General features: G+C 61.7%; 12 protein-coding genes. 8 read left to right on the top strand and 4 right to left on the bottom strand.

All coding sequences use genetic code 11. The features are described from left to right. Window positions 1-6: 6 nt before the first annotated feature. Complete coding sequence (locus HU749_RS01975; RefSeq protein WP_079301424.1) at window positions 7-1,356, bottom strand: TolC family outer membrane protein; 1,350 nt, start codon at window positions 1,354-1,356, stop codon at window positions 7-9. Here HU749_RS01975 and HU749_RS01970 point away from each other — a divergent pair. The 3 genes from HU749_RS01970 to HU749_RS01960 all read left to right on the top strand — a co-directional run bounded on the left by HU749_RS01970 (window position 1,355) and on the right by HU749_RS01960 (window position 15,339). After that, the gene (locus HU749_RS01970) at window positions 1,355-1,498 is read left to right on the top strand and encodes a hypothetical protein (RefSeq protein ID WP_018613208.1); all 144 of its coding nucleotides are present in this window, start codon (window positions 1,355-1,357) and stop codon (window positions 1,496-1,498) included. The genes HU749_RS01975 and HU749_RS01970 overlap by 2 nt on opposite strands. Window positions 1,499-1,714: 216 nt before the next feature. Then, the gene (locus HU749_RS01965) at window positions 1,715-14,821 is read left to right on the top strand and encodes a retention module-containing protein (RefSeq protein ID WP_217870560.1); all 13,107 of its coding nucleotides are present in this window, start codon (window positions 1,715-1,717) and stop codon (window positions 14,819-14,821) included. Window positions 14,822-15,000: 179 nt separating this feature from the next. Continuing rightward, window positions 15,001-15,339, top strand: coding sequence for a hypothetical protein (locus tag HU749_RS01960; RefSeq protein ID WP_014335964.1), 339 nt, complete (start codon window positions 15,001-15,003; stop codon window positions 15,337-15,339). A 151-nt stretch (window positions 15,340-15,490) separates the two neighbouring features. Here HU749_RS01960 and HU749_RS01955 read toward each other — a convergent pair whose 3' ends face one another. Beyond that, window positions 15,491-15,862, bottom strand: coding sequence for a DUF6124 family protein (locus tag HU749_RS01955; RefSeq protein ID WP_053177555.1), 372 nt, complete (start codon window positions 15,860-15,862; stop codon window positions 15,491-15,493). Window positions 15,863-16,324: 462 nt separating this feature from the next. Here HU749_RS01955 and HU749_RS01950 point away from each other — a divergent pair, with 462 nt between their 5' ends. Then, a complete protein-coding gene (locus HU749_RS01950) occupies window positions 16,325-16,489 on the top strand; it encodes a hypothetical protein (protein ID WP_153387482.1) in 165 nt (54 codons plus the stop codon). A gap of 613 nt (window positions 16,490-17,102) precedes the next feature. Here the strand turns inward: HU749_RS01950 and lapD are convergent. Both lapD and lapG read right to left on the bottom strand, forming a co-directional pair. Beyond that, complete coding sequence (gene lapD, locus HU749_RS01945) at window positions 17,103-19,049, bottom strand: cyclic di-GMP receptor LapD (RefSeq protein ID WP_079301461.1); 1,947 nt, start codon at window positions 19,047-19,049, stop codon at window positions 17,103-17,105. 14 nt (window positions 19,050-19,063) lie between these two features. Beyond that, the gene (gene lapG, locus HU749_RS01940) at window positions 19,064-19,687 is read right to left on the bottom strand and encodes a cysteine protease LapG (protein WP_371856198.1); all 624 of its coding nucleotides are present in this window, start codon (window positions 19,685-19,687) and stop codon (window positions 19,064-19,066) included. Between the two features lie 269 nt (window positions 19,688-19,956). On the opposite strand from lapG, the gene HU749_RS01935 reads away from it, so the two are divergent. From HU749_RS01935 to HU749_RS01920, 4 genes are all read left to right on the top strand, one after another. After that, window positions 19,957-20,649, top strand: a complete 693-nt coding sequence (locus HU749_RS01935; RefSeq protein WP_095974905.1) for a GntR family transcriptional regulator — start codon at window positions 19,957-19,959, stop codon at window positions 20,647-20,649. A gap of 684 nt (window positions 20,650-21,333) precedes the next feature. Further along, on the top strand, window positions 21,334-22,110 hold the full coding sequence (locus tag HU749_RS01930) for a DUF3050 domain-containing protein (RefSeq protein WP_079301459.1): 777 nt from the start codon (window positions 21,334-21,336) through the stop codon (window positions 22,108-22,110). Further along, window positions 22,107-23,039: a diiron oxygenase gene (locus tag HU749_RS01925; RefSeq protein WP_095963354.1), complete on the top strand. Its 933-nt coding sequence runs from the start codon at window positions 22,107-22,109 to the stop codon at window positions 23,037-23,039. Before HU749_RS01930 ends, HU749_RS01925 begins: the two co-directional genes overlap by 4 nt. Before the next feature lie 10 nt (window positions 23,040-23,049). Then, window positions 23,050-26,574 (top strand): non-ribosomal peptide synthetase, encoded by a 3,525-nt coding sequence (locus HU749_RS01920; protein ID WP_186652453.1) that lies wholly within the window; start codon window positions 23,050-23,052, stop codon window positions 26,572-26,574. Window positions 26,575-26,599: the final 25 nt, after the last annotated feature.

Here is a 26,599-nt window from a genome sequence, read left to right as displayed (position 1 = left end):
TAAAACTCAATTCATCCCAGGCAACTGGACCTTGGGTTTCACGTCGTTCTGCACAACCGATGCCAACGGTGCGACCACACCCTGGCTTTTCAACAGTTGGCCCATGGTTGCCTTGATACGGTATTGGGTGAACAACTGCACGTTCTTGATTTCCGCCAGACGTCGGGAAGCGCTGAACAGCTCGTTTTCGCTGTCGAGCAAGTCGAGCAGGGTCCGCTCGCCGAGGCTGAACTGCTTCTGGTAGGCGGTGCGCACATTGGCGCTGCGGTCTACGTATTGCTGGGCGATCGGCACCTGGGCGTTGGCATTGTTCAAGGCGTTCCAGGCCAGACCCAGTTCTTCATTGAGCTGGCGCAACGCGTTGTTGCGGATATCCAGGGCCTGGTTGGACAGGTATGACTTGGATTCCAGGTCCGCCTTGTTGCTGCCGCCGGCATACAGGTTGAAACGCATGCGCAGCATGGCTTGCCATTCATTGTTGTGGCCGTTCTGGCCGTCCAGGTCGTTGTCGGCGGTGCGGCCCAGCTCGGCGTCGAAGCGTGGGTAGAAGCTCGACTTGGCGGCTTCGTACTGTTGCTCGGCCGCGGCGATGTCGGCTTCGGCCGAACGCAGCACCGGGCTGTTCTCCAGCATCTGGGCGCGGGCTTCGGTCAGGTTGGCCGGCAGCAACGCCAGAAAATCGGCAGGACGCTCCAGTTGATCGGGCAGTTGGCCGACGGCGCTGAGGTAGTTGGTCTCGGCATCGGCCAGGTTGGTTTGTTCGGTGATCAGGTTGTTGCGGGCCTGGGCCATGCGCGCTTCGGCCTGGTCCAGGTCGGCGCCGCTGCCCACGCCACGGGAAGTGCGCAGTTTGATCTGGTCGAAGATGCGCTCGTGGCTCTTGAGGTTTTCCTCGGCCAGACGCACGAACTCGCGACGGGTCAGCACGTCCAGGTAGACCTGCGCCACCGTCAACCCGGTACGCTCGGAGGCGTCCAGCAACGAGTAGGCACGGGCATTGACGGTGGCTTGTTGACGCCCCACTTCGCTGGACGTCGCAAAACCGTCAAAAACCATTTGCGACAGGCGCAGGCTCGACTCGCTGCGGTTCAGGGTTTCCCAATGATTGGTACCGCCCGACCGGGTGGTGACGCTGTCGGTGCCTTCACGGCCGTATCCGGCTGCAAGGTCCACTCTAGGCAGGTAGCCGCCCTTGGCCGCCTTGAGCTGGTAATCCGCCGCGAAGCGGCTGTTCACGCCGGCCTGGATTTCAGGATGGACATCCAGCGCCTGTTGCATGGCCTGCGGCAAGGTTTGTGCTTGTACGAAACTGGCGGCGAGGGCAAAGGGTATAGCCTTGAACAGGTGCAGACGCATGGTGGATTTCTTCCTGAAACACTTGTCTTGGATCACAGCGAAACGTGGCGCTGCATCGGATGATGGCAACCGGAATGACCGTATGTCGGAAAGTTCAAAACAGGAGCTGGAACACGCACTGAAAGAACAGGTCGCCGCTTAAATATCAATGTGACATTACCTCGGCGATTGTTTAGGATGGCCGGCAGAAGGTCAATAGTTTGGCACAAACAAAATAATCGAGAAAACACAGCCAAAATATTGACATAGCAAAGCGTCAAATAACCTTACTTTGTGAACATGTACGTCCAGACCGCTGCTGCCTACAAGCTGCCGGGTCCATGGAAGTCTACTGAGCGTGGCACCCGGAGAGTCTTCAATGAGCAGTGTTATTGCCGTTGTCAAAAGCATTGTTGGTCAGGTTTTCGTCGTATCCCCAGAAGGCATCCGACGCGTACTCATTGAAGGTGATCGCCTGTACACGGGCGACCAGTTGGACACTGGCCCGTCCGGCGCCGTCACATTGGATCTGGCCGATGGCCGCACTCTGGACCTGGGCCGCGACACCCAGTGGAGCGCCAATGCCCCGGACTCTTCCACCGACCTGGCACAAGCCACTGCCCAGGCCGCGCCGTCGGTAGAAGAGCTGCAGCAAGCCATCGCCGCGGGCGTCGACCCGACGACCGCCCTGGAAGCCACCGCCGCCGGCGCCACTGCCGCGGGCACGGGGGGTGCCGCCGGTGGCGGCCACAGCTTCGTGGTGCTGGACGCCACCGCTGGTAGCGTCGACCCTACTGTCGGTTTCCCAACTGAAGGTCTCGCTGCGGCTGCCGCCACCGATGACAACATCCTGGGTGGCGATACCACGGCCGATACGACCGCCAACGCAGTGCTCAATGCGACGATGACCCTGAGCGCCACGCCAACCCTGACCGAAGCCGGCGGCGTGCTGGTCTACACCGCGACCGTGACCCAGGCCCCGCAGACCAACCTGACCGTGACCTTGTCCAACGGCGCGGTCATCGTGATCCCGGCGGGGCAGCTGACCGGTAGCGTCAACGTTCCACTCGCGCCGAATGACACGGTCTACAACGACCCAAGCCAGATCAGTGTGACCGTCACTGGCACCACCGGCGGTACCGGCATTGCCGTGACCGTACCCACCACGCCGGCCGTGACCCAGATCACCGACACCATCGACACCACCACCGTCACGCTGACGGCGGGCAACACCGTGACCGAAGGCGGCCAGATCACCTACACCGCCACCCTGACCAACCCGGCCCAGACTCCGGTGACCGTGACCTTGAGCAACGGCTCGGTCATCACCATCGCTGCTGGCCAGACTACTGGCACCGTTAACGTCGAGACGCCAGCCAATGACGTCTACAACAATGGCAGTACGGTCAGCACCACCATTACTGGTGCGACGGGCGGTAACTTTGAGAATCTGGTGCCGAGCACGGCGCCTGCGGTTACCACGATTACTGATTCGATAGACACCACCACGGTGACGTTGACCGCGACACCGACCGTGAACGAAAACGGCACGATCACTTACACCGCGACCCTGACCGACGCCAACGGCAACCCAGTCACCGCGCAAAATGGTCCGGTCACCGTGACTCTGGACAGCGGCAAAACCATCACCATCGCCGCGGGCGCGAGCTCGGGCGTGTTGGACGTGGCCGTTGGTAATGACGTGTACCAAGGCCCAACCACGGTGACTGAGTCGATTGCTTCGGCATCCGGCGGTAACCTGGAAGCCATCGCACCGAACACGACTCCGGTCAGCACCATCGTCAGCGACGTCAACGACACTACTACCGTGACCTTGACCGCCACGCCGACCGTGAACGAAAACGGCACCATCACCTACACCGCGACCCTGACCGATGCCAACGGCAATCCGGTCACCGCGCAGAATGGTCCGGTTACCGTGACCCTGGACAGCGGTAAAACCATCACCATCGCTGCGGGCGCAAGCTCGGGTGTATTGGATGTCGCGGTTGGCAACGATGTGTACCAAGGTCCGACCACCGTCACCGAAAGCATCAGTACCGCCACGGGCGGTAACCTGGAAGCCATCGCTCCGAACACCGCGCCGGTCAGCACCATCGTCAGCGACGTCAACGACACCACCACCGTGACGTTGACTGCGACGCCGACCGTGAATGAAAACGGCACCATCACTTACACCGCGACGCTGACCGATGCCAATGGCAATCCGGTCACCGCGCAGAACGGTCCAGTCACCGTCACGCTCGACAGCGGCAAAACCATCACCATTGCTGCGGGCGCAAGCTCGGGCGTATTGGATGTCGCGGTCGGCAACGACGTGTACCAAGGCCCGACCACCGTCACCGAAAGCATCAGTACCGCCACGGGCGGTAACCTGGAAGCCATCGCCCCGAACACCGCTCCGGTCAGCACTGTCGTCAGCGACGTCAACGACACCACCACCGTGACGTTGACTGCGACGCCGACCGTGAACGAAAACGGCACCATCACCTACACCGCCACGCTGACCGATGCCAACGGCAATCCGGTCACCGCGCAGAACGGTCCGGTGACCGTGACCCTGGACAGCGGTAAAACGATCACCATCGCCGCGGGCGCAAGCTCGGGCGTATTGGATGTCGCGGTCGGCAACGACGTGTACCAAGGGCCAACGACGGTGACTGAGTCGATTGCTTCGGCATCGGGTGGCAACCTCGAAGCCATCGCCCCGAACACCGCTCCGGTCAGCACCATCGTCAGCGACGTCAACGACACCACCACGGTGACCTTGACCGCCACACCGACCGTGAACGAAAACGGCACCATCACTTACACCGCCACGCTGACCGACGCCAATGGCAACCCGGTCACCGCGCAGAACGGTCCGGTGACCGTGACCCTGGACGGCGGTAAAACGATCACCATCGCAGCCGGCGCAAGCTCGGGTGTGTTGGATGTAGCCGTCGGCAATGATGTGTACCAAGGGCCAACGACGGTGACTGAGTCGATTGCTTCGGCATCGGGTGGCAACCTCGAAGCCATCGCCCCGAACACCGCTCCGGTCAGCACCATCGTCAGCGACGTCAACGACACCACCACGGTGACCTTGACCGCCACACCGACCGTGAACGAAAACGGCACCATCACCTACACCGCCACCCTGACCGATGCCAACGGCAACCCGGTCACTGCGCAGAACGGTCCGGTTACCGTGACCCTGGACAGCGGTAAAACCATCACCATCGCCGCAGGCGCGAGCTCGGGTGTATTGGATGTCGCGGTTGGCAACGATGTGTACCAAGGTCCGACCACCGTCACCGAAAGCATCAGTACCGCCACGGGCGGTAACCTGGAAGCCATTGCTCCAAATACGACTCCAGTCAGCACCGTGGTCAGCGACGTCAACGACACCACCTCGGTGACCTTGACCGCTACGCCGACCGTGAACGAAAACGGCACCATCACCTACACCGCGACCCTGACCGACGCCAATGGCAACCCGGTCACCGCGCAAAATGGTCCAGTCACCGTTACGCTCGACAGCGGCAAAACCATTACCATCGCTGCGGGCGCAAGCTCGGGTGTATTGGACGTGGCTGTCGGCAACGACGTGTATCAAGGTCCGACGACGGTGACTGAGTCGATTGCTTCGGCATCCGGCGGCAATCTGGAAGCCATCGCTCCGAACACGGCGCCAGTCAGCACCATCGTCAGCGACGTCAACGACACTACTACCGTAACGTTGACCGCCACACCGACCGTGAACGAAAACGGCACCATCACTTACACCGCCACGCTGACCGATGCCAATGGCAACCCGGTCGCCGCGCAAAATGGTCCGGTTACCGTGACTTTGGACAGCGGCAAGACCATCACCATTGCCGCGGGCGCGAGCTCGGGCGTGTTGGACGTGGCCGTTGGTAATGACGTGTACCAAGGCCCAACGACCATCAGCGAAAGCATCAGCACGGCCACTGGCGGTAATCTGGAAGCCATCGCGCCAAACACCGCGCCGGCCAGCACCATCGTCAGCGACGTCAATGACACCACTACCGTGACGTTGACCGCCACGCCAACCGTGAACGAAAACGGCACCATCACCTACACCGCGACCCTGACCGATGCCAACGGCAATCCGGTCACCGCGCAGAACGGTCCGGTCACTGTGACCCTGGACAGCGGCAAAACCATCACCATCGCCGCTGGCGCAAGCTCGGGCGTATTGGATGTCGCGGTCGGCAATGACGTGTACCAAGGTCCAACGACCATCAGCGAAAGCATCAGCACGGCCACTGGCGGTAATCTGGAAGCCATCGCGCCAAACACCGCGCCGGCCAGCACCATCGTCAGCGACGTCAATGACACCACTACCGTGACGTTGACCGCCACGCCAACCGTGAACGAAAACGGCACGATCACTTACACCGCCACCCTGACCGATGCCAACGGCAACCCGGTCACTGCGCAAAACGGTCCAGTCACCGTGACTCTGGACAGCGGCAAAACCATCACCATCGCTGCGGGCGCAAGCTCGGGTGTATTGGACGTAGCCGTCGGCAACGACGTCTACCAAGGTCCGACCACCGTCACCGAAAGCATCAGTACCGCCACGGGTGGCAACCTGGAAGCCATCGCGCCGAACACGACTCCGGTCAGCACCATCGTCAGTGATGTCAACGACACCACCACCGTGACCTTGACCGCCACACCGACCGTGAACGAAAACGGCACCATCACCTACACCGCGACCCTGACCGACGCCAATGGCAACCCGGTCACCGCGCAGAACGGTCCAGTCACCGTCACGCTCGACAGCGGTAAAACCATCACCATCGCCGCGGGCGCAAGCTCGGGCGTATTGGACGTGGCTGTCGGCAATGACGTCTATCAAGGCCCAACCACCGTGACCGAGTCGATTGCCTCGGCATCCGGCGGCAACCTGGAAGCCATCGCCCCAAACACCGCTCCGGTCAGCACCATCGTCAGCGATGTCAACGACACCACCTCGGTGACCTTGACCGCCACGCCGACCGTGAACGAAAACGGCACCATCACTTACACCGCGACGCTGACCGATGCCAATGGCAACCCGGTCACCGCGCAAAATGGTCCGGTCACTGTGACCCTGGACAGCGGCAAAACGATCACCATCGCCGCGGGCGCGAGCTCGGGCGTGTTGGACGTGGCCGTTGGTAATGACGTGTACCAAGGCCCAACCACGGTGACTGAGTCGATTGCTTCGGCATCCGGCGGTAACCTGGAAGCCATCGCACCGAACACGACTCCGGTCAGCACCATCGTCAGCGACGTCAACGACACCACCACCGTGACGTTGACTGCTACTCCGACCGTGAATGAAAACGGCACCATCACTTACACCGCCACGCTGACTGATGCCAACGGCAACCCGGTCACCGCGCAAAACGGTCCAGTCACCGTGACTCTGGACAGCGGCAAAACCATCACCATCGCGGCGGGCGCAAGCTCGGGTGTATTGGACGTAGCCGTCGGCAACGACGTGTATCAAGGTCCGACGACGGTGACTGAGTCGATTGCCTCGGCATCCGGCGGCAACCTCGAAGCCATCGCGCCAAACACCGCTCCGGTCAGCACCATCATCAGCGACGTCAACGACACCACCACCGTGACGTTGACTGCTACTCCGACCGTGAACGAAAACGGCACCATCACCTACACCGCCACGCTGACCGACGCCAACGGCAACCCGGTCACCGCGCAGAACGGCCCGGTCACCGTAACCCTGGACAGCGGCAAGACCATCACCATCGCCGCGGGCGCAAGCTCGGGTGTATTGGACGTAGCCGTCGGCAACGACGTCTACCAAGGCCCAACCACCGTCACCGAAAGCATCAGTACTGCCACCGGCGGTAATCTGGAAGCCATCGCACCGAACACGGCGCCAGTCAGCACCATCGTCAGCGATGTCAACGACACCACCACCGTGACGCTCACTGCCACACCGACAGTGAACGAAAACGGCACCATCACTTACACCGCGACGCTGACCGATGCCAATGGCAACCCAGTCACCGCGCAAAATGGTCCGGTCACTGTCACGCTCGACAGCGGCAAGACCATCACCATCGCCGCGGGCGCAAGCTCGGGTGTATTGGATGTCGCGGTTGGCAACGATGTTTACCAAGGTCCGACCACCGTCACCGAAAGCATCAGTACTGCCTCCGGCGGCAACCTGGAAGCCATCGCACCGAACACCGCGCCGGTCAGCACCATCGTCAGCGACGTCAACGACACCACCACGGTGACCTTGACCGCGACACCGACTGTGAACGAAAACGGCACCATCACTTACACCGCCACGCTGACCGATGCCAACGGCAACCCCGTCACCGCGCAGAACGGTCCGGTCACCGTGACCCTGGACAGCGGCAAGACCATCACCATCGCTGCGGGCGCAAGCTCGGGCGTGCTCGATGTTGCTGTGGGCAACGATGTGTACCAAGGCCCGACCACCGTCACCGAAAGCATCAGCACGGCCACTGGCGGTAATCTGGAAGCCATCGCGCCAAACACGGCGCCAGTCAGCACCATCGTCAGCGATGTCAACGACACCACCACCGTGACGCTCACTGCCACACCGACAGTGAACGAAAACGGCACCATCACTTACACCGCCACGCTGACCGACGCCAACGGCAACCCGGTCACTGCGCAGAACGGTCCGGTTACCGTAACCCTCGACAGCGGCAAAACCATCACCATCGCCGCCGGTGCAAGCTCGGGTGTATTGGACGTAGCCGTCGGCAACGACGTCTACCAAGGCCCAACCACCGTCACCGAATCGATCAAAGATGCATCCGGCGGCAACCTCGAAGCCATCGCCCCGAACACCGCTCCGGTCAGCACCGTCGTCAGCGACGTCAACGACACCACCACCGTGACCTTGACCGCTACACCGACCGTGAACGAAAACGGCACCATCACTTACACCGCGACTCTGACCGGCGCCGACGGCAAACCCGTCACGGCACAGAGCGGTCCGGTCACCGTAACTTTGGACAGCGGCAAGACCATCACCATCGCGGCAGGCGCAAGCTCGGGCGTGTTGGACGTAGCGGTTGGCAATGACGTCTACCAAGGCCCAACCACCGTGACCGAGTCGATTGCCTCGGCATCCGGTGGCAACCTCGAGGCCATCGCCCCAAACACCGCGCCGGTCAGCACCATCGTTAGCGACGTCAATGACACCACCACGGTGACACTGACCGCCACGCCGACCGTGAATGAAAACGGCACCATCACCTACACCGCCACCCTGACCGGTGCCGACGGCAAACCGGTCACCGCGCAGAATGGTCCGGTTACCGTCACGCTCGATAGCGGTAAAACCATCACTATCGCCGCGGGCGCAAGCTCGGGCGTGTTGGACGTGGCCGTTGGTAATGACGTGTACCAAGGCCCTACCACGGTGACTGAGTCGATTGCTTCGGCATCCGGCGGCAACCTGGAAGCCATCGCACCGAACACGACTCCGGTCAGCACCATCGTCAGCGATGTCAACGACACCACTACCGTGACGTTGACCGCGACACCGACTGTGAACGAAAACGGCACCATCACCTACACCGCCACGCTGACCGATGCCAACGGCAACCCGGTCACCGCGCAGAACGGTCCGGTGACCGTGACCTTGGACAGCGGTAAAACCATCACCATCGCTGCGGGCGCAAGCTCGGGCGTGTTGGACGTGGCTGTCGGCAACGACGTTTACCAGGGGCCTACGACTGTCACCGAGTCGATTGCTTCGGCATCCGGCGGCAATCTGGAAGCCATCGCACCAAACACGACTCCAGTCAGCACCATCGTCAGCGATGTCAACGACACCACTACCGTAACGTTGACCGCCACACCGACCGTGAACGAAAACGGCACCATCACCTACACCGCCACGCTGACTGATGCCAACGGCAACCCGGTCACCGCGCAGAATGGTCCGGTCACTGTCACGCTCGACAGCGGCAAGACCATCACCATCGCCGCGGGCGCAAGCTCGGGTGTATTGGATGTCGCGGTTGGCAACGATGTTTACCAAGGTCCGACCACCGTCACCGAAAGCATCAGTACCGCCACTGGTGGCAACCTTGAAGCCATCGCGCCTAACACCGCTCCGGTCAGCACCGTCGTCAGCGACGTCAACGACACCACCACCGTGACCTTGACCGCTACACCGACCGTGAACGAAAACGGCACCATCACTTACACCGCGACTCTGACCGGCGCCGACGGCAAACCCGTCACGGCACAGAGCGGTCCGGTCACCGTAACTTTGGACAGCGGCAAGACCATCACCATCGCGGCAGGCGCAAGCTCGGGCGTGTTGGACGTAGCGGTTGGCAATGACGTCTACCAAGGCCCAACCACCGTGACCGAGTCGATTGCCTCGGCATCCGGTGGCAACCTCGAGGCCATCGCCCCAAACACCGCGCCGGTCAGCACCATCGTTAGCGACGTCAATGACACCACCACGGTGACACTGACCGCCACGCCGACCGTGAATGAAAACGGCACCATCACCTACACCGCCACCCTGACCGGTGCCGACGGCAAACCCGTCACCGCGCAGAACGGTCCGGTCACCGTCACCCTCGACAGCGGCAAAACCATCACCATCGCGGCCGGCGCAAGCTCGGGCGTGCTCGATGTCGCTGTGGGTAACGATGTTTACCAAGGTCCGACCACCGTCACCGAAAGCATCAGTACCGCCACTGGTGGCAACCTTGAAGCCATCGCGCCTAACACCGCTCCGGTCAGCACCGTCGTTAGTGATGTCAACGACACCACCACCGTAACGCTGACTGCTACGCCGACCGTGAATGAAAACGGCACCATCACCTACACCGCCACCCTGACCGATGCCAACGGCAACCCGGTCACTGCGCAGAACGGTCCGGTTACCGTGACCTTGGACAGCGGTAAAACCATCACCATCGCCGCGGGCGCGAGCTCGGGCGTATTGGACGTGGCCGTCGGCAACGACGTCTACCAAGGTCCGACCACCGTCACCGAAAGCATCAGTACCGCCACTGGTGGCAACCTTGAAGCCATCGCACCGAACACCGCGCCGGTCAGCACCATCGTCAGCGACGTCAACGACACCACCACGGTGACCTTGACCGCGACACCGACCGTGAACGAAAACGGCACCATCACTTACACCGCCACGCTGACCGACGCCAACGGCAACCCGGTCACTGCGCAGAACGGTCCGGTTACCGTAACCCTCGACAGCGGCAAAACCATCACCATCGCCGCCGGTGCAAGCTCGGGTGTATTGGACGTAGCCGTCGGCAACGACGTCTACCAAGGCCCAACCACCGTCACCGAATCGATCAAAGATGCATCCGGCGGCAACCTCGAAGCCATCGCCCCGAACACCGCTCCGGTCAGCACCGTCGTCAGCGATGTCAACGACACCACCACCGTGACGTTGACCGCCACACCGACCGTGAATGAAAACGGCACCATCACCTACACCGCGACCCTGACCGATGCCAACGGCAACCCCGTCACCGCGCAGAACGGTCCGGTCACCGTGACCCTGGACAGCGGCAAAACCATCACCATCGCCGCCGGTGCAAGCTCGGGCGTGTTGGACGTAGCCGTCGGCAACGACGTCTACACCGGCGCGCCGTCCGTCACCGAGACCATCAAATCGGCCTCCGGCGGTAACCTCGAAGCCATCGCTGTCGATAAGACCGGCGCGTCGACGGCCGTGGGCGACACTGTCGATAACACCACCGTCAGCATCACCGGCAGCACGTCGGTCACCGAAGGCCAGGCGGCCACCTATACCGTCAGCCTGACGAACCCGGCACAAACCGAAGTGACGCTCAAGATCGTCTACAGCGGCACCGCCGCCGATGGCACGGACTTCACCGGTGTCTACACCGTGAAGATCCCGGCCAACGCCACCAGCGCCACCTTCAACGTGGCAACGCTGGACGACAAAATCACCGAGGGCACCGAAAACTTCGTGGTCAAGATCGACTCGGCCACCGGTGGCAACTTCGAGCACCTGGCGGTCAGCGGCACCAACGGCAGCGTCAGCACCTCGATCATCGACAACGATGCGCCACCGGCACTCGACCTGGACGCCAACAACTCCAGCGGCAAGACCGGCGCCGATTACCAGGTGACCTTCACCGAAGGCACCACCGGCCCGGGCGTGTCCATCGCCGACACCGACCTGAGCATCACTGACCCGGACAGCACCATGCTGACCGGCGCGACCATCGTGCTGACCAACCGTCAGCCTGGCGATGCGCTGAACCTGGGCAACAGCGTCAACGGCATCAGCATCAACGCCAACAGCACCGACGGCAAAGTCGTCCTGACGCTGTCGGGCAACGCGACGCTGGCCGACTACATGCAGCAGATCAAGAACATCAGCTTCATCAACAACAGCGAAGATCCGAGCACCGTACCGCGCATCATCACCGTGACGGTAACCGACGGCGCGAGCTACTCCAACACCGCCACCACCACCGTGAACGTGGTCGGGGTCAACGATGCGCCAGTGGCCACCGGTGGCGCGGTGACCGGTACCGAAGACACCTCACTGGTCCTCGGCTGGTCGACGTTCGGCATCAGCGACGTGGACAGCGCCGCCGCCAGCCAGGGTGTCAAAATCACCGGGCTGCCGAGCGACGGCAAGTTGCAGTACCTGGACGGCGCAACCTGGAAGGACGTGGCCAATAACCAGACCTTCACCAAGGCTGACATCGACGCCGGCAAGCTGCGTTTTACCCCCGATGCCAACGAATCCGGTGCCAACGGCAACCCGGCCGGCGTGGGCGATCAAAAGGCCGATTACGCGCAAATCAGCTTCCAGCCAACCGACGGTCAGACGCTGGGCAATACCGGCACCGTGAAGATCGACATCACGCCAGTCGCCGACGCACCAAACCTCAACGTGGCCGGCAACAACGTGACCTCCACCGGTCTGATCAAGGAAGTCTGGACCGGTCTGTCGGGCCTGGGCACCGATGGCAGCGGCGCGCCGTCCGGCACGCTCAAGTCGGTGATCGACGCCGCTGGCACGCCGAACAGCAGCACCAACGTGACCAACGTGCAATCGGACAGCAACGTCAACCCGGGCACTGCATCGAAAACCTCGGGCCTGATTTTCCTCGAAGCCGGCAAGACCTACACCTTCAGCGGCACGGGCGATGACAGCCTGCTGGTCACCATCGGCGGTAAAACCGCCGCGGCAACCACGTGGGGTGCGGGCGGCCAGTTGAACGGTTCGTTCACTCCGACCACCAGCGGCTACTACACCCTGGACATCTACCACCACAACCAGACCGGCCCGGGCAGCTATGACGTGAACCTGTCGGTCAACGGCAGCACACCGGTCGACCTGAGCAGTGCCGGCGTGCCGCTCTATACCGGCGTGACCGACCTGGCAAATTCTGGCGTGACCGTCTCCGACCTGCACGGCACCAACGGCGAAGGCTACTACGACGGCTTCAAGCTCAACGAAGGCGCCGAAGGCACCAGCGTGCATCTGTCGAAGATCACCACCGCCCTGACCGACACCGACGGCTCCGAAAGCCTGAGCGTGAAGATTGGCGGCATGCCGGAAGGGAGTGTGCTGAGCGACGGCGCGGGCCATACCGCGACCGTGGGCAGCAACGGCGAAGCCTCGGTCACCGGCTGGAACCTGGGCAGCCTGACCCTGACCCCGCCGACCTACTACAACGGCCACTTCAACCTGACCGTGACGTCGACCTCCACCGAAGCCCTCGGCGGCTCGGCAACGAGTACGGCGCAGATACCGGTCACCGTGTACCCGGCGACCTACAACGCTATCACCGCCACGTCGGGCAGTGACAACGTCAACGGCACCGACGGCAACGACATCGTGGTCGCCGACATCGGCGGGCTGACCGTGGTGCCGGGGGTCAACTACAACATCGCCTTCATGGTCGACAGCTCTGGCAGCATGAGCGACTCGTCCATCGCCGCGGCCAAGGCCTCGCTGACCTCGGTGTTCAACACCCTCAAGCAGAGCCTGGGCAGCAACTCCGGGACGGTGAATATTTTCCTGGCAGACTTCGATAGCCAGGTGAACAAGTCGATCTCGGTCAACCTCAACAACCCGGACGCCTTGACCCTGCTCAAGGGTGTGCTCGACTCGATGGTGTCCGGTGGCGGTACCAACTACGAAGACGTGTTCAAGACCACGGCGAACTTCTTCAAGAGTACCGACGCCCTGAACAATACCGGGGCGAAGAACCTGACGTATTTCATTACCGACGGTAAGCCGACTTACTACCAGACCGGCGAACAGCCCAACCCAACGCTGTACGGCAGCGTCAAACTCGATGACGTACTGAGCGCATCCAATTACACCGTCGGTAAGTACTACACCCAGACGATCGACGGCACGCACAAGTACACCATCTACGAAAACGGCCAGATGTACCTGTCGACTAAAATCGGAAAGAACTGGAACGACAGTTATGTCGGCACGGTTCACGCCGAGGGCAATGGCACCTTTGAATTGTCGAACCAGGGCGGCACCGGTTATGGCGATTACTGGAACTATGTCGATTCGGCGACGGGCTCGACCGACAGCTTCACACTGCTCAAAGGCTTGAGCACCGTCGAAGCCATCGGCCTGAACAGCGATGTGACCCTGAACGACCTCAAGCCCTACGATTCGGACTCGACACCACAGACCAACATCGACCCGAACAACCTGGCCAACTCGATCATCGGCCACACCGAAGCGACCCTGCCGGGCTCCGATACGGTCAACGGCGGCGACGGCAACGACATCCTGTTCGGCGACCTGGTGAGCTTCAACGGCGTTGCTGGCGAGGGCTACCAGGCCATCCAGGCCTTCGTCGCCCAACAGAGCGGCGTGGACGTCAGCAAGGTCACCACCAGCAACGTGCACCAGTACATCACCGAGCACTACACCGCGTTCGATGTGTCCGGTGCCCACGATGGCAATGACACCCTGCTGGGCGGTGCCGGCAACGACATCATTTTCGGCCAGGGCGGCAATGACACGCTCAACGGTGGCAAGGGCAATGACATCCTGCTCGGTGGCACGGGTAACGACACACTGATCGGCGGCCAGGGCAATGACACCCTGATCGGTGGCCTGGGCGGCGATACCTTTGTCTGGAAGTCCGGCGACACCGGCACCGACGTGATCAAGGACTTCAAGGCCAGCGAAGGTGACCGGATCGACCTGCGGGATCTGTTGCAGGGCGAAACCGGCAGCACCATCGACCACTTCCTGAAAATCAGCACGGTCGATGGCGTGTCGTCACTGCAGGTCAGCACTTCCGGCCAGTTCAATGCGGCCAACGGCGGCTCCGCGACGCCGGACGTGACGATCAAGCTCGAAGGCAACAACTGGTCGAACGTGAACCTGAACTCGTTGATCGCCGGCAGCGACCCGACCATCAAGGTCGATCACAACAACAGCTGAACCTGACACCCGTGGCGAGGGAGCTTGCTCCCGCTGGGCTGCGCAGCAGCCCTAAAAAACAGGGCCGCTTCGCGCCCCGGCGGGAGCAAGCTCCCTCGCCACGGGATAAGTGTTCATACTCCCCCACAGTTGGCCTATGCTGCCCAGCATGACGCCGCTTCATACATGAGGGATGCCCGATGTTTTATGTGCAACGCGATGCACAAGGCCTGCTGGTGCGCGTAGAAGCCACCGCTTACGCCGAGGCCACCGAAACCTTGCCGGCCGACAACCACGAGATCCAGGACTGGTTCGCCAACCAGGCGGTGGAAAACAGCCTCAAGCAGCTCAAGCAAAGCGACCTGGAGATGATCCGGGTACTCGATGACTTGATCCAGGTGCTGACCAGCAAAGGCGTCATCCGCGTCACCGACCTGCCACCGGCGGCCCAGGCCAAGCTGATGGACCGCAACCAGGCCCGGGAAGCCTTGGGTGGGTTGAGCCGGTTGATCGATGATGATGAGAAGGGGTTGATCTAGGCCTGGTTTCATCGGTGTCGGGACGGCCCTCATCGCGAGCAAGCTCGCTCCCACAGTTGATTGGTGTTGATCTCGATATTTCGGTTCGACACAGATCCAGTGTGGGAGCGAGCCTGCTCGCGAAAGCGGTCTTCAATTCACCACCGGTCTTTCAGACTGATGCTTGCGCTTCAAGCCGATCCATCGCCCGCTCTACCAACAAATGCACCCCATCGGCCATTCGGCTGATCGCCAGGATCACACTGCGGCGTGAGCCATCGACGTCGTCAGCCAGGTCGGCGGCGATGGCGCTGATGGACAGCAAGTCTTCGGAGGCATTGGCCAGGAGGGTTTCGGTGTCGATGTCCGGGGAGACCATGAAGAGTTGGGCGGTTTGGGTTTTTCCCGAGGCTTCATCGGTGGGTTTGGGGTTGAGGTAGTAGTCGAGGACGCGTTCGGCGGCTTCGTCGAGTTTTTTGGATTTCGAGGATTTGTCAGAGGCGTTGCCAGGGCTTCCTGGCGGATTTGGTGTGACCTTGAACATGAGAAATACCCTAAACAGTAATTAGTTGGGAACCGTCACCGTTCGCTTGCACGCGAATTAGGGTGGCGGCCGTACGCAGGTGTGCAAGACCGGGCCTGTTTAGGACACCCAGCAGATCCAAGGATCTCCTGCGTGCAGCCGCCATAAAGCCAGTGGGCAGAAGAAAGCCCCTGAGCGATGTAGCGTCGCATCCTAAACAGTTTCTTCGGACTTGCACGTCCGTGTCACCGTTTTTTCGGTGACAAACCCAGACTAGCCACGAGGCTGACGCCGGACAAGTTCACCAAGTTCGCCACAACTCGAAGGAAATCTCCTAGGACCTTACTTTTAGAGGGGGGTGTATATCCGTTTCTGCGGTAACGGCCACTTAGGGTTCCGCCCTGACGGCGGCTCACTTTTGAGAAGCGCAAAAGTAAGCAAAACGCTTCTGCCCCACCACTTGGCACCTCGCCTAGGCTCGGTGTGCCCTCACTCCGGCATTGCTCCGTGGGCCGCCGCGAAGGGCCATCCATGGCCCAGCGCGGCTACCTCGGCATCCATGCCGAGGTCCCCACTGCGCAATGCCTGCGTTCGGCCAGCGTGGTTAACGGGGCGCCCGAGATCAACGTCCACCGCGAGGCGGCCTAGTAGCCGACCTGGTTCTTGGAGGGACTGCGTTTTCCCTGTGGGAGCGGGCTTGCTCGCGAAGAGGCCGGCAAGCCCAGCATCCATGTGACTGAACCACCGCTATCGCGAGCAAGCTCGCACACAGGTTTTTGGTCGTTTATAAGATCAGTGCCCACCGCCGGTCCCTGTGGGAGCAAAGCTTGCTCGCGATGGCGGTGGGTCTGCTTGCATCAATGCTGGATGTGCCGTCGCTTCGCGAGCAAGCTTTGCTCCCACAAGTCCAGCTCAAACAGATCTGACGGGTGTACGACCGGGAGAGCCAGGTCGGCTACTAGGCCGCCTCGCGGTGGACGTTGATCTCGGCGCCCCGTTAACCACGCTGGCCGAACGCAGGCATTGTGGAGTGGGCACCTCGGCATGGATGCCGAGGTAGCCGCGCTGGGCCATGGATGGCCCTTCGCGGCGGGCCCACGGAGCAATGCCGGAGTGAGGGCACACCGAGCCTAGGCGAGGTGCCGAGTGGTGGGGCATGAGCGCTTTGGTTACTTTCGCGCTTTTCGAAAGTGACCCGCTGTAAGAGCGGAACCATAAGCCGCCGTTACCGCAGAAATGGATATGTACTCGCTCAGAAGTCTCAATCCCAACGCTTAGGCTCACCCACCAACTGCCCCTGAACCCCAAACAACCCCATCTCCCGAATCACCGCCAACTCCCCCTCCGTCTCAACCCGCTCAGCAATCAACGGCAGGTCAATACTGTGAGCCGCCCGCTGAATCGCCTCGATGAACAAGCGCTTATCGCTCTCCTGGTCAATCGCACGGATATAGCTGCCATCGATCTTCAGGTAAGCCAACCCCAACCGCGACAAGTTACCGATCATGCTGAACCGCCCACCAAAACGCTGCAGGCTCAGGGAGAAACCAAGCTCACGCAGACGCCGAGTCAACTGCTCCAGCACCGCTTGCTCCGGCAGTTGCTCTTCACCAATCTCCAGGGTCAGGCGCGACCCAAGGTTGGAATGCGCCCGCAGGATTTCAAAGATCTTGTTCAACGCCTGCGGATCGGCCAAGGTCGCCGAGGACAGGTTCAACGCCAAGGATTGCTCGTGACCGGCCATTTGCTTGAGCACTTGCTCGAGCATCAAGCGGTCCAGGCGTGCGGTCCAGCCAAAGCGCTCCAGCCAGGGCAGGAACCGTCCGGCGGGGATGGTCTGGCCCTGCTCGTCGAGCAACCGCGACAGCACTTTGTAATGCAGCACCACCTGGGTGTCCTGGGCGGCCACCACCGGCTGGAAGTACAGCTCAAAGCGCTGATGACTCAGGGCCTGGTCGAGCAAATTGTGCCAGGCATGGTGATCATCACCGACACTGGCCGACGCGCTGTGGTCCAGGCAGGCCCAACCCGGTTCGCCCTGGCTTTCGGCCTGGGCCAGGGCCTGGTCGCCCAGCTGGAGCACCGCTTGCGGCGAGTCGCCATGGACGAACGGCGCCAGCCCGATGGAGGCCACCGACGCCACATCCGTCGCGCCGGTCGCATGCAGGCTCGCCAACGCAGTTTCAAGGCTCTGCGCCAGTTGCAGCGCTTCCTCGCGCACCAGCCCAGGCGCCAGCACCGCGAATTCTCCGCCGCGAATACGCGTGACCAGGTTGTGGGTTTCCGGATATCGCGCGCATTCACGCAGCAATTGCTCACCCACCGCCTGGAGCAACTGGTCGGTGCGCTGCCCGCCCAAGCGCTGGTTCAAACCGGCCAGGTCCTTGACCCGCAGCAACAACAGATAACCGGAGCTGGCCTGCTCCGGGTTGCTCACCCGGGCATTGAGCTGCATTTCGAAATAGCGCCGGTTGGCCAGCCCCGTGAGGTTGTCCTGGTAGGATTCGACCCGCAGTTTCTCGCTGCGCTCGGCCTGTTCCTGAAACAGCGCCTTGAGCTTCTCGACCATCTGGTTCATCGCCTGCACCACGCGGCGCAGTTCAGGCGTGCGCGGCAGCTCCGGCAGGCTCAGGAACTCGCGACGGGCGATGGCATGGGACTGATGCACCATGTAGTCCAGCGGCTTGAGCTGGCGACGCAGCAGCAAGGCCCCCAGCACCGCGCTCACGGCGCCACACAGCAAAAGCCAACCCAGGCTGCCCAACGCGCTCTGCCACAGCTTGGCGAGGGCGAACATCGGGTGGCTGACCACTTCAACCCGCGCCGCCTGTTCCCAGCCGCGGCTGACGATGGCATCGCCTCCGGCCGGTTCCAGGCCGATCAGCTTGACGAACCATTGCGGCACGCTGCCGGCGTCCGGCGTGCCGGTGCGCTCGACCAGGGTCTTATCGGTGGCCACGTCGACCACACGGATGGTCGCGTAGTAGCCGCTGTCGAAGATCGAACTGACCATCAACTCCACCATCGCCGGGTCGTCGATGTTCGGCGTCAACGACAACGCCAGCGCCGTGGCCGCGTCCTGGGCATGGGAGCGCAACTGGTTGACGTACTGGGCCCGCGAGCTCTCCAGGCTGACCATGAAGCTGCCGCTGAAGGCAACCACCAGGAACAGACAGATAGCGATCAACAGCTGTTTGAACAAGGACATCTGAGCGCGCGCTCCTAGTTAGTCGTCTCGACCGGAAAACCTTCGGCCTGCATTTTCTTCAACACATCCTGCCACCGGGACAGGCGCTTGGTGTCACCCACTTTCTTGTTGCCCTTGGCGCCCGGCAGCCACAGCCCTTCGGCATTGAAAGAGTAGACCGGGAGCAAGTCGGTTCGCTGGCTGGCCGGCAGGATGCCGTCGATCAGGCTGTCGAGCACCAGCGGCATCGCCTCGGGCGTGGCGTAATAGGTGAGCACCATGTGCGCACGGTTCTGCCGCAAGGCCTTGACGTAGGTGATGCGCAGCTTGTCACTAGAGACCCCGAGATGACGCAGGCTGAAATACTTGGCGATGGCGTAGTCTTCACAATCGCCAGCGCCCTTCCACAGGGCCTGGATCGGGGTCTCCCAGTAGTCGACCTCGCGCCACAGGTCGATGTCTTCCACGTAGCGCACCTGTTTGTTGAAAAACAGGTTCACCACCTTGAGCTGTTCCAGTTCCGGGATCTGTTTCTGGGTCGCCAACAGTTGCTGCCATGCGTCAATCCGTTGCTGACCTTCGCCCAAGGGACCATATAACGCTTGCGCCCGTCGGCTGATCTGCGCAAAGTCCCAGTCAGCCTGCAAGCCACCCAGCATCAGGCCGGCCAGCAACAATGCCGAACACAGCCAGCGCAAGGACCTGAGAACAGGGAAAGGTGCAGCCAAGGGAATACGTCCGAAAAGGGCCGTTGGAAATTCGTTGGATGGTGAAGCCTGGCCCGGTAAAAGACAATGGCAGGTTGCAATCACCACAAGCAGACTAAACTTTAGTTCAGGAACTGGGGCCGCGAGATTTTGACGGCTTGGCAATCTGTAACTAACGTTGGCTTGGATCCAATTTTCGTTACTACCAGTCAGGTGTTGTCGTGACACAGAAGCCCAAACCGCTTAGCACTATCCAGGTCAACGGGCCCATCCCGGCTGACCAGGCACGCTCGATCATCGAAGAGTCTCTGCGCGAGGCCATCCTCGATGGACGCCTGCCTTGCGGCACTGCCCTGCGCCAGCAGGAACTGGCCGACCTGTTCGGCGTGAGCCGCATGCCGGTGCGCGAGGCATTGCGCCAGCTCGAAGCGCAGTCACTGCTCAATGTGGTTCAGCACAAGGGCGCCGTGGTGGCACCGTTGATCACCAACAACGCGGTAGAAACCTACGCCCTGCGCTCGGTCCTGGAATCGTTCGCCTTGCGCCTGTCCATCCCGCTGCTCGATGACAACGACCTGGCACTGGCCGCCCAGTACATCGAACAGCTGGAAACGCAAACCGAACACGCCGAGATCGGCAAGCTCAACCGGCTGTTCCACATGTCGCTTTATCACAAGGCACCCAACAGCAAGCTGCTGGACCTGATCGAGCGCGAGCTCAATGAAGAAGAGCGCTTCCTGCGCTTTCATCTGTCATCCATGGGGCTAGGCAAGTTGAGCCAGGACGATCATCGCGCGCTGCTCGACGCCGCGCGTACCAAGGACATCGATAAAGCCGTCGTATTGCTGGAGCGGCACCTGGAAAAAGCCTCTGTCACCATGCGCCGGTATCTGGAACAGTCGTCGAAGCTTTGATCCCTCCCCGGCGGTCCGGCCGGCGTAAAAACTTCTTACATATCCTTTCGACTCACTTGTCGCCTGCGCGGCGCGGCCTGGCCGTGGCCGCGACTTGTCGCCCCATCAGTTCAATGGCACTGCCATCGATTTGGGCTCACTCTTGCGCTTGTCGATTCAAAACAGACCTGAAGAAGTCAACGCCTGGCTGAGGCCAGACGAATCGAAGCCAATACGCAAGGAGCGTCGTCCAACCGGCGGGATGATCGGATGTCCGACCGACGTCCTGCCCATAACATAAAACTTCTTAACTCCCCGATCCCTGAAGTGCTCCGAGTGAGGCATTCACTCGAACTATTCGATTCTGATACTCCTAAATCGGAAGGAGCTTCTTCGCGCCAATAAAACTTAGATAAAAAGTTTTAAGAGCCTTCTTCGCACCTAATAAAACCACAACTTTAAATAATTAAAAAAATACTTGCCGCTTACTTACTCCATGTATTAGTTTTTTATTCGCCGCGTTACTGACGGCCCTTCAGGCTTGCACAAATCCCTTTAAACACGGGCAATGCAAGCCACCAAAACGCTTAGAAGAGAATGCTTAAGCCCGTAGAGCAATTCATGGATTCCGGTTCAGGCACCCGCTCGCCTTAATTAAATAACGAGCAGCCTTCCGGACAAAACATCATTGATGAGGACGTTCCAATGCAGCCATCCAAAGAACAACTATCTTTGAAAAAGCACGAACTTGGCCAACACCCTGTTTTTTCCGAGATTACATCAATCGATCTGTTACGCCGTTTTATGGAAAGCCATGTCTTTGCCGTTTGGGACTTCATGTCGCTGACCAAGCGGCTGCAACGCGAGCTCACTTGTGTCCACCTGCCCTGGCTGCCGCCGGCCGACCCGCACGCGGCACGCTTGATCAATGAAATCGTGCTGGGGGAAGAGTCGGATGACCGCCCCGGCGCAGGCTATTGCAGCCATTTCGAACTGTACCTGGACGCCATGCGGGAAATCGGTGCCGATACCCGCGCGATCGAGCAATTCATCACCCTGCAACAGGAAGGCGTCAGCCCCGAGACTGCGCTGGACAGCGTCGAGGTCGAACCGGCGGCGGCACGGTTCGTCCGCCAGACCTTGCACACCGCCCTGCACGCCCCGGCCCACAGCGTGGCCGCCGCCTTCGTGCACGGTCGCGAGAGTGTCATCCCGCAGATGTTCCAGCGCATGCTCGACGCTTGGGGCATTGGCCTGGATCAGGCGCCGACCTTCCGTTACTACCTGCAGCGGCACATCGAAGTCGATTCCGAAGACCATGGCCCAGCGGCAGAAAAATTGTTGGCCCGGCTGATCGATGGCGACCCGCAACGCGAAACCGAGGTACTGGCCGCCGCGCTCGCCGCTGTCCACAGCCGCGCAGCCTTGTGGGATGGTTTGCGCCAGAGCATGGCCCAGCCGGTTGCACAGGTGACGCCATGAACGCTGTCGAATACCAATCCTTCGCCGACGCCTGGGAAAGCCGCGCGACGATCCGCACCCGGCCACGGCGCCGGGTCGAAGACGACGACAAGCTGATCTTCCCCATGAGCCGCCAGCCGCTGGTGCACAGCCAGACCTTCCTCAGCCACTGTCCGCAATTGCGCGACTTTGTGCTGGTGCAGAGCCTCTACAAGTTCATCAACGACGTGGTGATTTTCGAGACCGAACTGGTGGACCACACCGCCCGGCGCATCGCCAAGAACCGCTTCGGCATCGAATTCCCATTCGCCTGCCGCTACGACGCGATGACCGTGGTGGTGGACGAGGATTACCACGCGCTGGTGGCGATGGACTTCATGCAGCAGACCATCGACATGACCGGCATCGCACCGATCCCGTTGCCTGGGCAGATCGAACTCAGCCGCGCGATACCGGCGACCCTGGCCCGGGCGCCGGAACATTTGCTCAGCGCCGTGGAGCTGATCTGCATCGCCATCGCCGAGAACACCGTGACCAACGAAGTGGCGGCCTTCGCCCGGGACGACTCGGTCAAGGCCTCGATCAAGGGGCTGATGGCCGATCACTTGCTCGACGAGGGCCGGCACTCCGGTTTCTGGACGCGACTGGTGCAGATTTACTGGCGCACCGCGCCCGAAGAGGACCGCGCGGCGATTGCGCGCTTGATGCCTGGTTTCATCGTCCAGTACCTGGCGAGCGACCTGCAGCAAGCGTTCGATTTCGAGCTGATCGCGCACCTGCCCGTCGACGAATCGGTACGCCAGTCGCTGCGTGAAGACGCCAGTGCGTTGGCCTATCCCATCAATCGTTTTCACCCGTTGGTGGGCAACATCACGCGCTTTTTCCGCAGCAGCTCGATGCTCGCGTCCCCCTGCGTACACGACGCCCTCGCTGATTACCTGACTCCATGAGGACCTTTCGATGAAACGCCTCGAAATTGCAGTGCCTGGCACCAGCCAGGCTATGGCCGAACTGGCCCGGGAACTGGAGCTGCACGGTCACGGTGTGGTGGATTGGCAATCGCCGGCCGGCCACGGCGCGGTCGATCTGTTGATCGACGACGGTACGACACCGCCTGCCGTTGAAGCCCGCTCATGCCTCCAAATGCGCGTGGTGCTGCGCACGCTACCCGGCGAAGTATTGCCACAACCGGTGGTGATGTTCCGCGACGGCGCGCAGCGGCTGCTGTGCCAGGAGGTGATTGCGCCGCAAGGCGATGGCAACGGTCAGTCCCTGCGGTTGCGTACCCTGGCGACGGTGGTCGAGACCGGGGCACGGCTGGTCAGCCAGTTATCCCGGGATGACACTTGCTTCGATCACTGGCCGACGGTGCGCGCTGACGCTGTCGAGCAGCCCCTGCTCGGGCTCGATGCGCTGGAGCCGCTGGCGTTCGAGCATGGCCTCAATCGGTCGCCGGTGCCCTGGCTGCTGGCCGCCGCCAACGTGCCGGTGATGCACAGCATCGAACAGCGCATGCTCGACGACGCGACACAACCGGCCCTGTGGGTCGATGGACAACTCATCGATTACAAATCCTTGCGCCGCCTGGCGCTGAGGTTGCAAGAGCCGATGTTGCAAATGCTACGGAGCTCCGAACCTGCAGGGGCAAAGAGAGCAGAATCTGTGGGAGCAAGGCTTGCCCGCGATGAAGACACCGACGCTCTCAAGCAAACCGCGTCATCGTTCATCGGGGGCAAGCCTTCCTCCCACAAGGTGATCGGTGTCTGCCTGCCCAAGTCCGCGCACCTGTATGCGGCGATCCTGGCGGTGCTGGGCTGCGGGGCGGTGTACCTGCCGCTGGACCCGCAGCACCCGGCGCAACGTCGGCGCTTCATCCTGGAAAATGCCCAGGCGGACCTGCTGCTGCACGACGGCGACAGCGACCTGGGCGACCTGGTATTGCCAACGCTGAATGTCCATCAACTGCCAGCGCCCACGCCAGGCATCCCGGCCTCGTTGATCCGCCGCACGGTGGACAGCAACGAACCGGCCGTGGCGATCTACACCTCCGGCACCACCGGCCAGCCCAAGGGCGTGTTGCTCAGCCACCGCAACCTCAGTCACTTCTGTGCCTGGTACGGCGACTACGTCGGGTTGCAGCGCGACAGCCGGGCGTTGCAGTTTTCCACCATCAACTTTGATGCGTCGCTGCTGGATATCCTCCCGACCTTCATCCACGGTGCACTGCTGGTGGTGCCCAGCGAAGACCAGCGCCGCGATCCGCAGCAACTGGTCGCGTTGATTCACCAGCAGCACATCAGCCACGCCTTTCTGCCGCCTGCACTGCTGAGCGTCATGCCCCTTGACGCACCGCTGGGCCTGGCGCACCTGATCACCGGGGGCGATGTCTGCGAGCCGTTCGTGATCGAACAGCTCGCGCCACAATGCCAGTTCCACAACATCTACGGCCCGACCGAAACCACGGTGCTGGCGACCACACGACAGTTCAGCGTCGGCGACAACAACCGCAACCTCGGCGTGCCCATCGCCAATGGCCGGGTGCTGATCCTGGATGAACAGCTGCAACCGGTTCCCCAAGGTGTCCCCGGCGAGCTGTACATCGCCGGCCCCGGCGTCGGCCTGGGTTATCTGAACGACCCGACGCTGACCGCGACGCGCTACCTCGACCTGACACTGCCCACCGGGCACACGCTGCGGGTCTATCGCACGGGTGATATCGGCCAGTGGACCGACAACGGCATCGAACTGTGTGGCCGGCGCGATAACCAGGTGAAGATCCGCGGTTTTCGGGTCGAGCCCGAGGAAATCGAGCACTGCCTGCGCGATAGCCAGTTGTTTCGCCAAGTGGCAGTGGGGGTCGATGAGCGGCGACGGATCCTGGCGTTCCTGGTTCATCCCGAGCACTCCGGCGACGCCCTCCAGGCGCTGCGCGAGCATGTGCAGAACAGCTTGCCCAGCTACATGCACCCGGCCGCCTACGTCGAGTTGCCGAGCCTGCCGTACACCAGCAACGGCAAGGTCGATCGCCGGGCCTTGCTCGCCATGGCGGTGCAAGTGCAGGTCGACGGCCAGCGCCGCCAGCCACAGAACGCCCTCGAGACACAACTGCAGCAACTGTGGGCCGAGCTGCTTGAACTACCCGTCGAGGACATCGCCACCGACGAAAGCTTCTTCAACCTGGGTGGGCATTCGATCCTGTTGTCGCGACTGCTGCTGAGCATCCGCCAGACGTTCGGCCGCAGCCTGTCGATCAACCGCTTTATCGAAGCGCCGACGCTGATGACCTTGGCGAAGTTGCTGGACGATCCTGATCAAAACAGTGCATCGATCCTCAGCCCCCAGGCCTTCATCGATGCCGAGTCCGAACTCAACCTCGATCCGCTGCCCGTCAGCCAATACGGCGATGTGCACAAGGTGGTGGTAACCGGCGCCAACAGCTTTCTCGGGGTGCACATTGTCGAAGCACTGCTGGCCTGGGGCGCCACCGAAGTCGCGTGCCTGGTGCGTGCGAGCGCTGAACACAGCGCGGCCGAGCGCTTCTCCCAGGCCCTTCAGGACAATCACCTGACCCACCTGGACCTGGACCGCGTCAGTGTGTACGCCGCCGACATCACCCAACCGCAATTGGGTCTGCCAGACGACGTCTACACCCGCATCGACCTCACCTTCGGCGCGCTGGTGCACAACGCCGCCCACGTCAACCATGTACTCGACTACGAGTCCCTGGCGCGGGACAACGTGGAGCCGATCTTCGAATGCCTGCGCCTGTGTGAAGGGCGCAGCAAGAAGATCTTCAATTTCGTCTCCACGCTTTCCGCGTCCAGTGCCCTGGACGCCGACGGCCAGGTGCTGGAACAGCCTGCCGCCGAGACGCCGCCGATCTACATCAAGAACGGCTACAACCTGTCCAAATGGGTCGGCGAACGGATCCTGCAACGCGCCCGGGATCGCGGGGTGTGGGTCAATCTGTTCCGTCCCGGCAACATCAGTTTCAACAGCCTGACCGGGGTCTGCCAGCCCCACAAAAATCGCTTGATGCTGATGCTCAAAGGCTCGATCCAGCTCGGCCAGGTGCCGGAGCTGTCCCTCAATTTCGACCTGATGCCGGTGGATTTCCTGGCCCGCTTCATCGCCTTCCATGCCAGCCGTTACCAGCCGACGCAAGCGGTGTTCAACCTGCACAACCCACAGCCTTTGAGCTGGGATGCTTATGTCGCGTCGTTTCGCGACAGCGGCCGGGAGTTTTCGCTGGTCAGCGTCGCCGAGTGGCAACGGCAATTGGCTCGGGTCGACGCCGACAACGCGTTGTTTGGCGTGCTGGGTTTCTACCTCAACGGCTTCGAGGAAGACATCGGCGATATCTCGTTGATCAGCCATGACAACGCCCGCGCCGGCGTGCGGCAGATGGGCGCCAGCTACCCGGAAAAATCCCCGGCCCTGCTGCGTCGCGGCGCCGAGTACCTCAAGGCCATCGACTTCATCTGAAACACCCTCAACCCAAAGCAAGGAG

Source organism: Pseudomonas ogarae (assembly GCF_014268695.2).
GTDB lineage: Bacteria > Pseudomonadota > Gammaproteobacteria > Pseudomonadales > Pseudomonadaceae > Aquipseudomonas > Aquipseudomonas kilonensis.
The sequence above is the reverse complement of the archived record's forward strand: the minus strand, read 5'-3'. Positions and strand labels throughout refer to the sequence as shown.

Coding starts and splice junctions, on each gene's coding strand:
- lapD (WP_079301461.1), bottom strand. CDS start 19,049: ATGTCCTTGTTCAAACAGCTGTTGATCGCTATCTGTCTGTTCCTGGTG.
- HU749_RS01955 (WP_053177555.1), bottom strand. CDS start 15,862: ATGTTCAAGGTCACACCAAATCCGCCAGGAAGCCCTGGCAACGCCTCT.
- HU749_RS01930 (WP_079301459.1), top strand. CDS start 21,334: ATGCAGCCATCCAAAGAACAACTATCTTTGAAAAAGCACGAACTTGGC.
- HU749_RS01965 (WP_217870560.1), top strand. CDS start 1,715: ATGAGCAGTGTTATTGCCGTTGTCAAAAGCATTGTTGGTCAGGTTTTC.
- lapG (WP_371856198.1), bottom strand. CDS start 19,687: ATGCTGGGTGGCTTGCAGGCTGACTGGGACTTTGCGCAGATCAGCCGA.
- HU749_RS01960 (WP_014335964.1), top strand. CDS start 15,001: ATGTTTTATGTGCAACGCGATGCACAAGGCCTGCTGGTGCGCGTAGAA.
- HU749_RS01920 (WP_186652453.1), top strand. CDS start 23,050: ATGAAACGCCTCGAAATTGCAGTGCCTGGCACCAGCCAGGCTATGGCC.
- HU749_RS01970 (WP_018613208.1), top strand. CDS start 1,355: ATGGTGGATTTCTTCCTGAAACACTTGTCTTGGATCACAGCGAAACGT.
- HU749_RS01975 (WP_079301424.1), bottom strand. CDS start 1,356: ATGCGTCTGCACCTGTTCAAGGCTATACCCTTTGCCCTCGCCGCCAGT.
- HU749_RS01925 (WP_095963354.1), top strand. CDS start 22,107: ATGAACGCTGTCGAATACCAATCCTTCGCCGACGCCTGGGAAAGCCGC.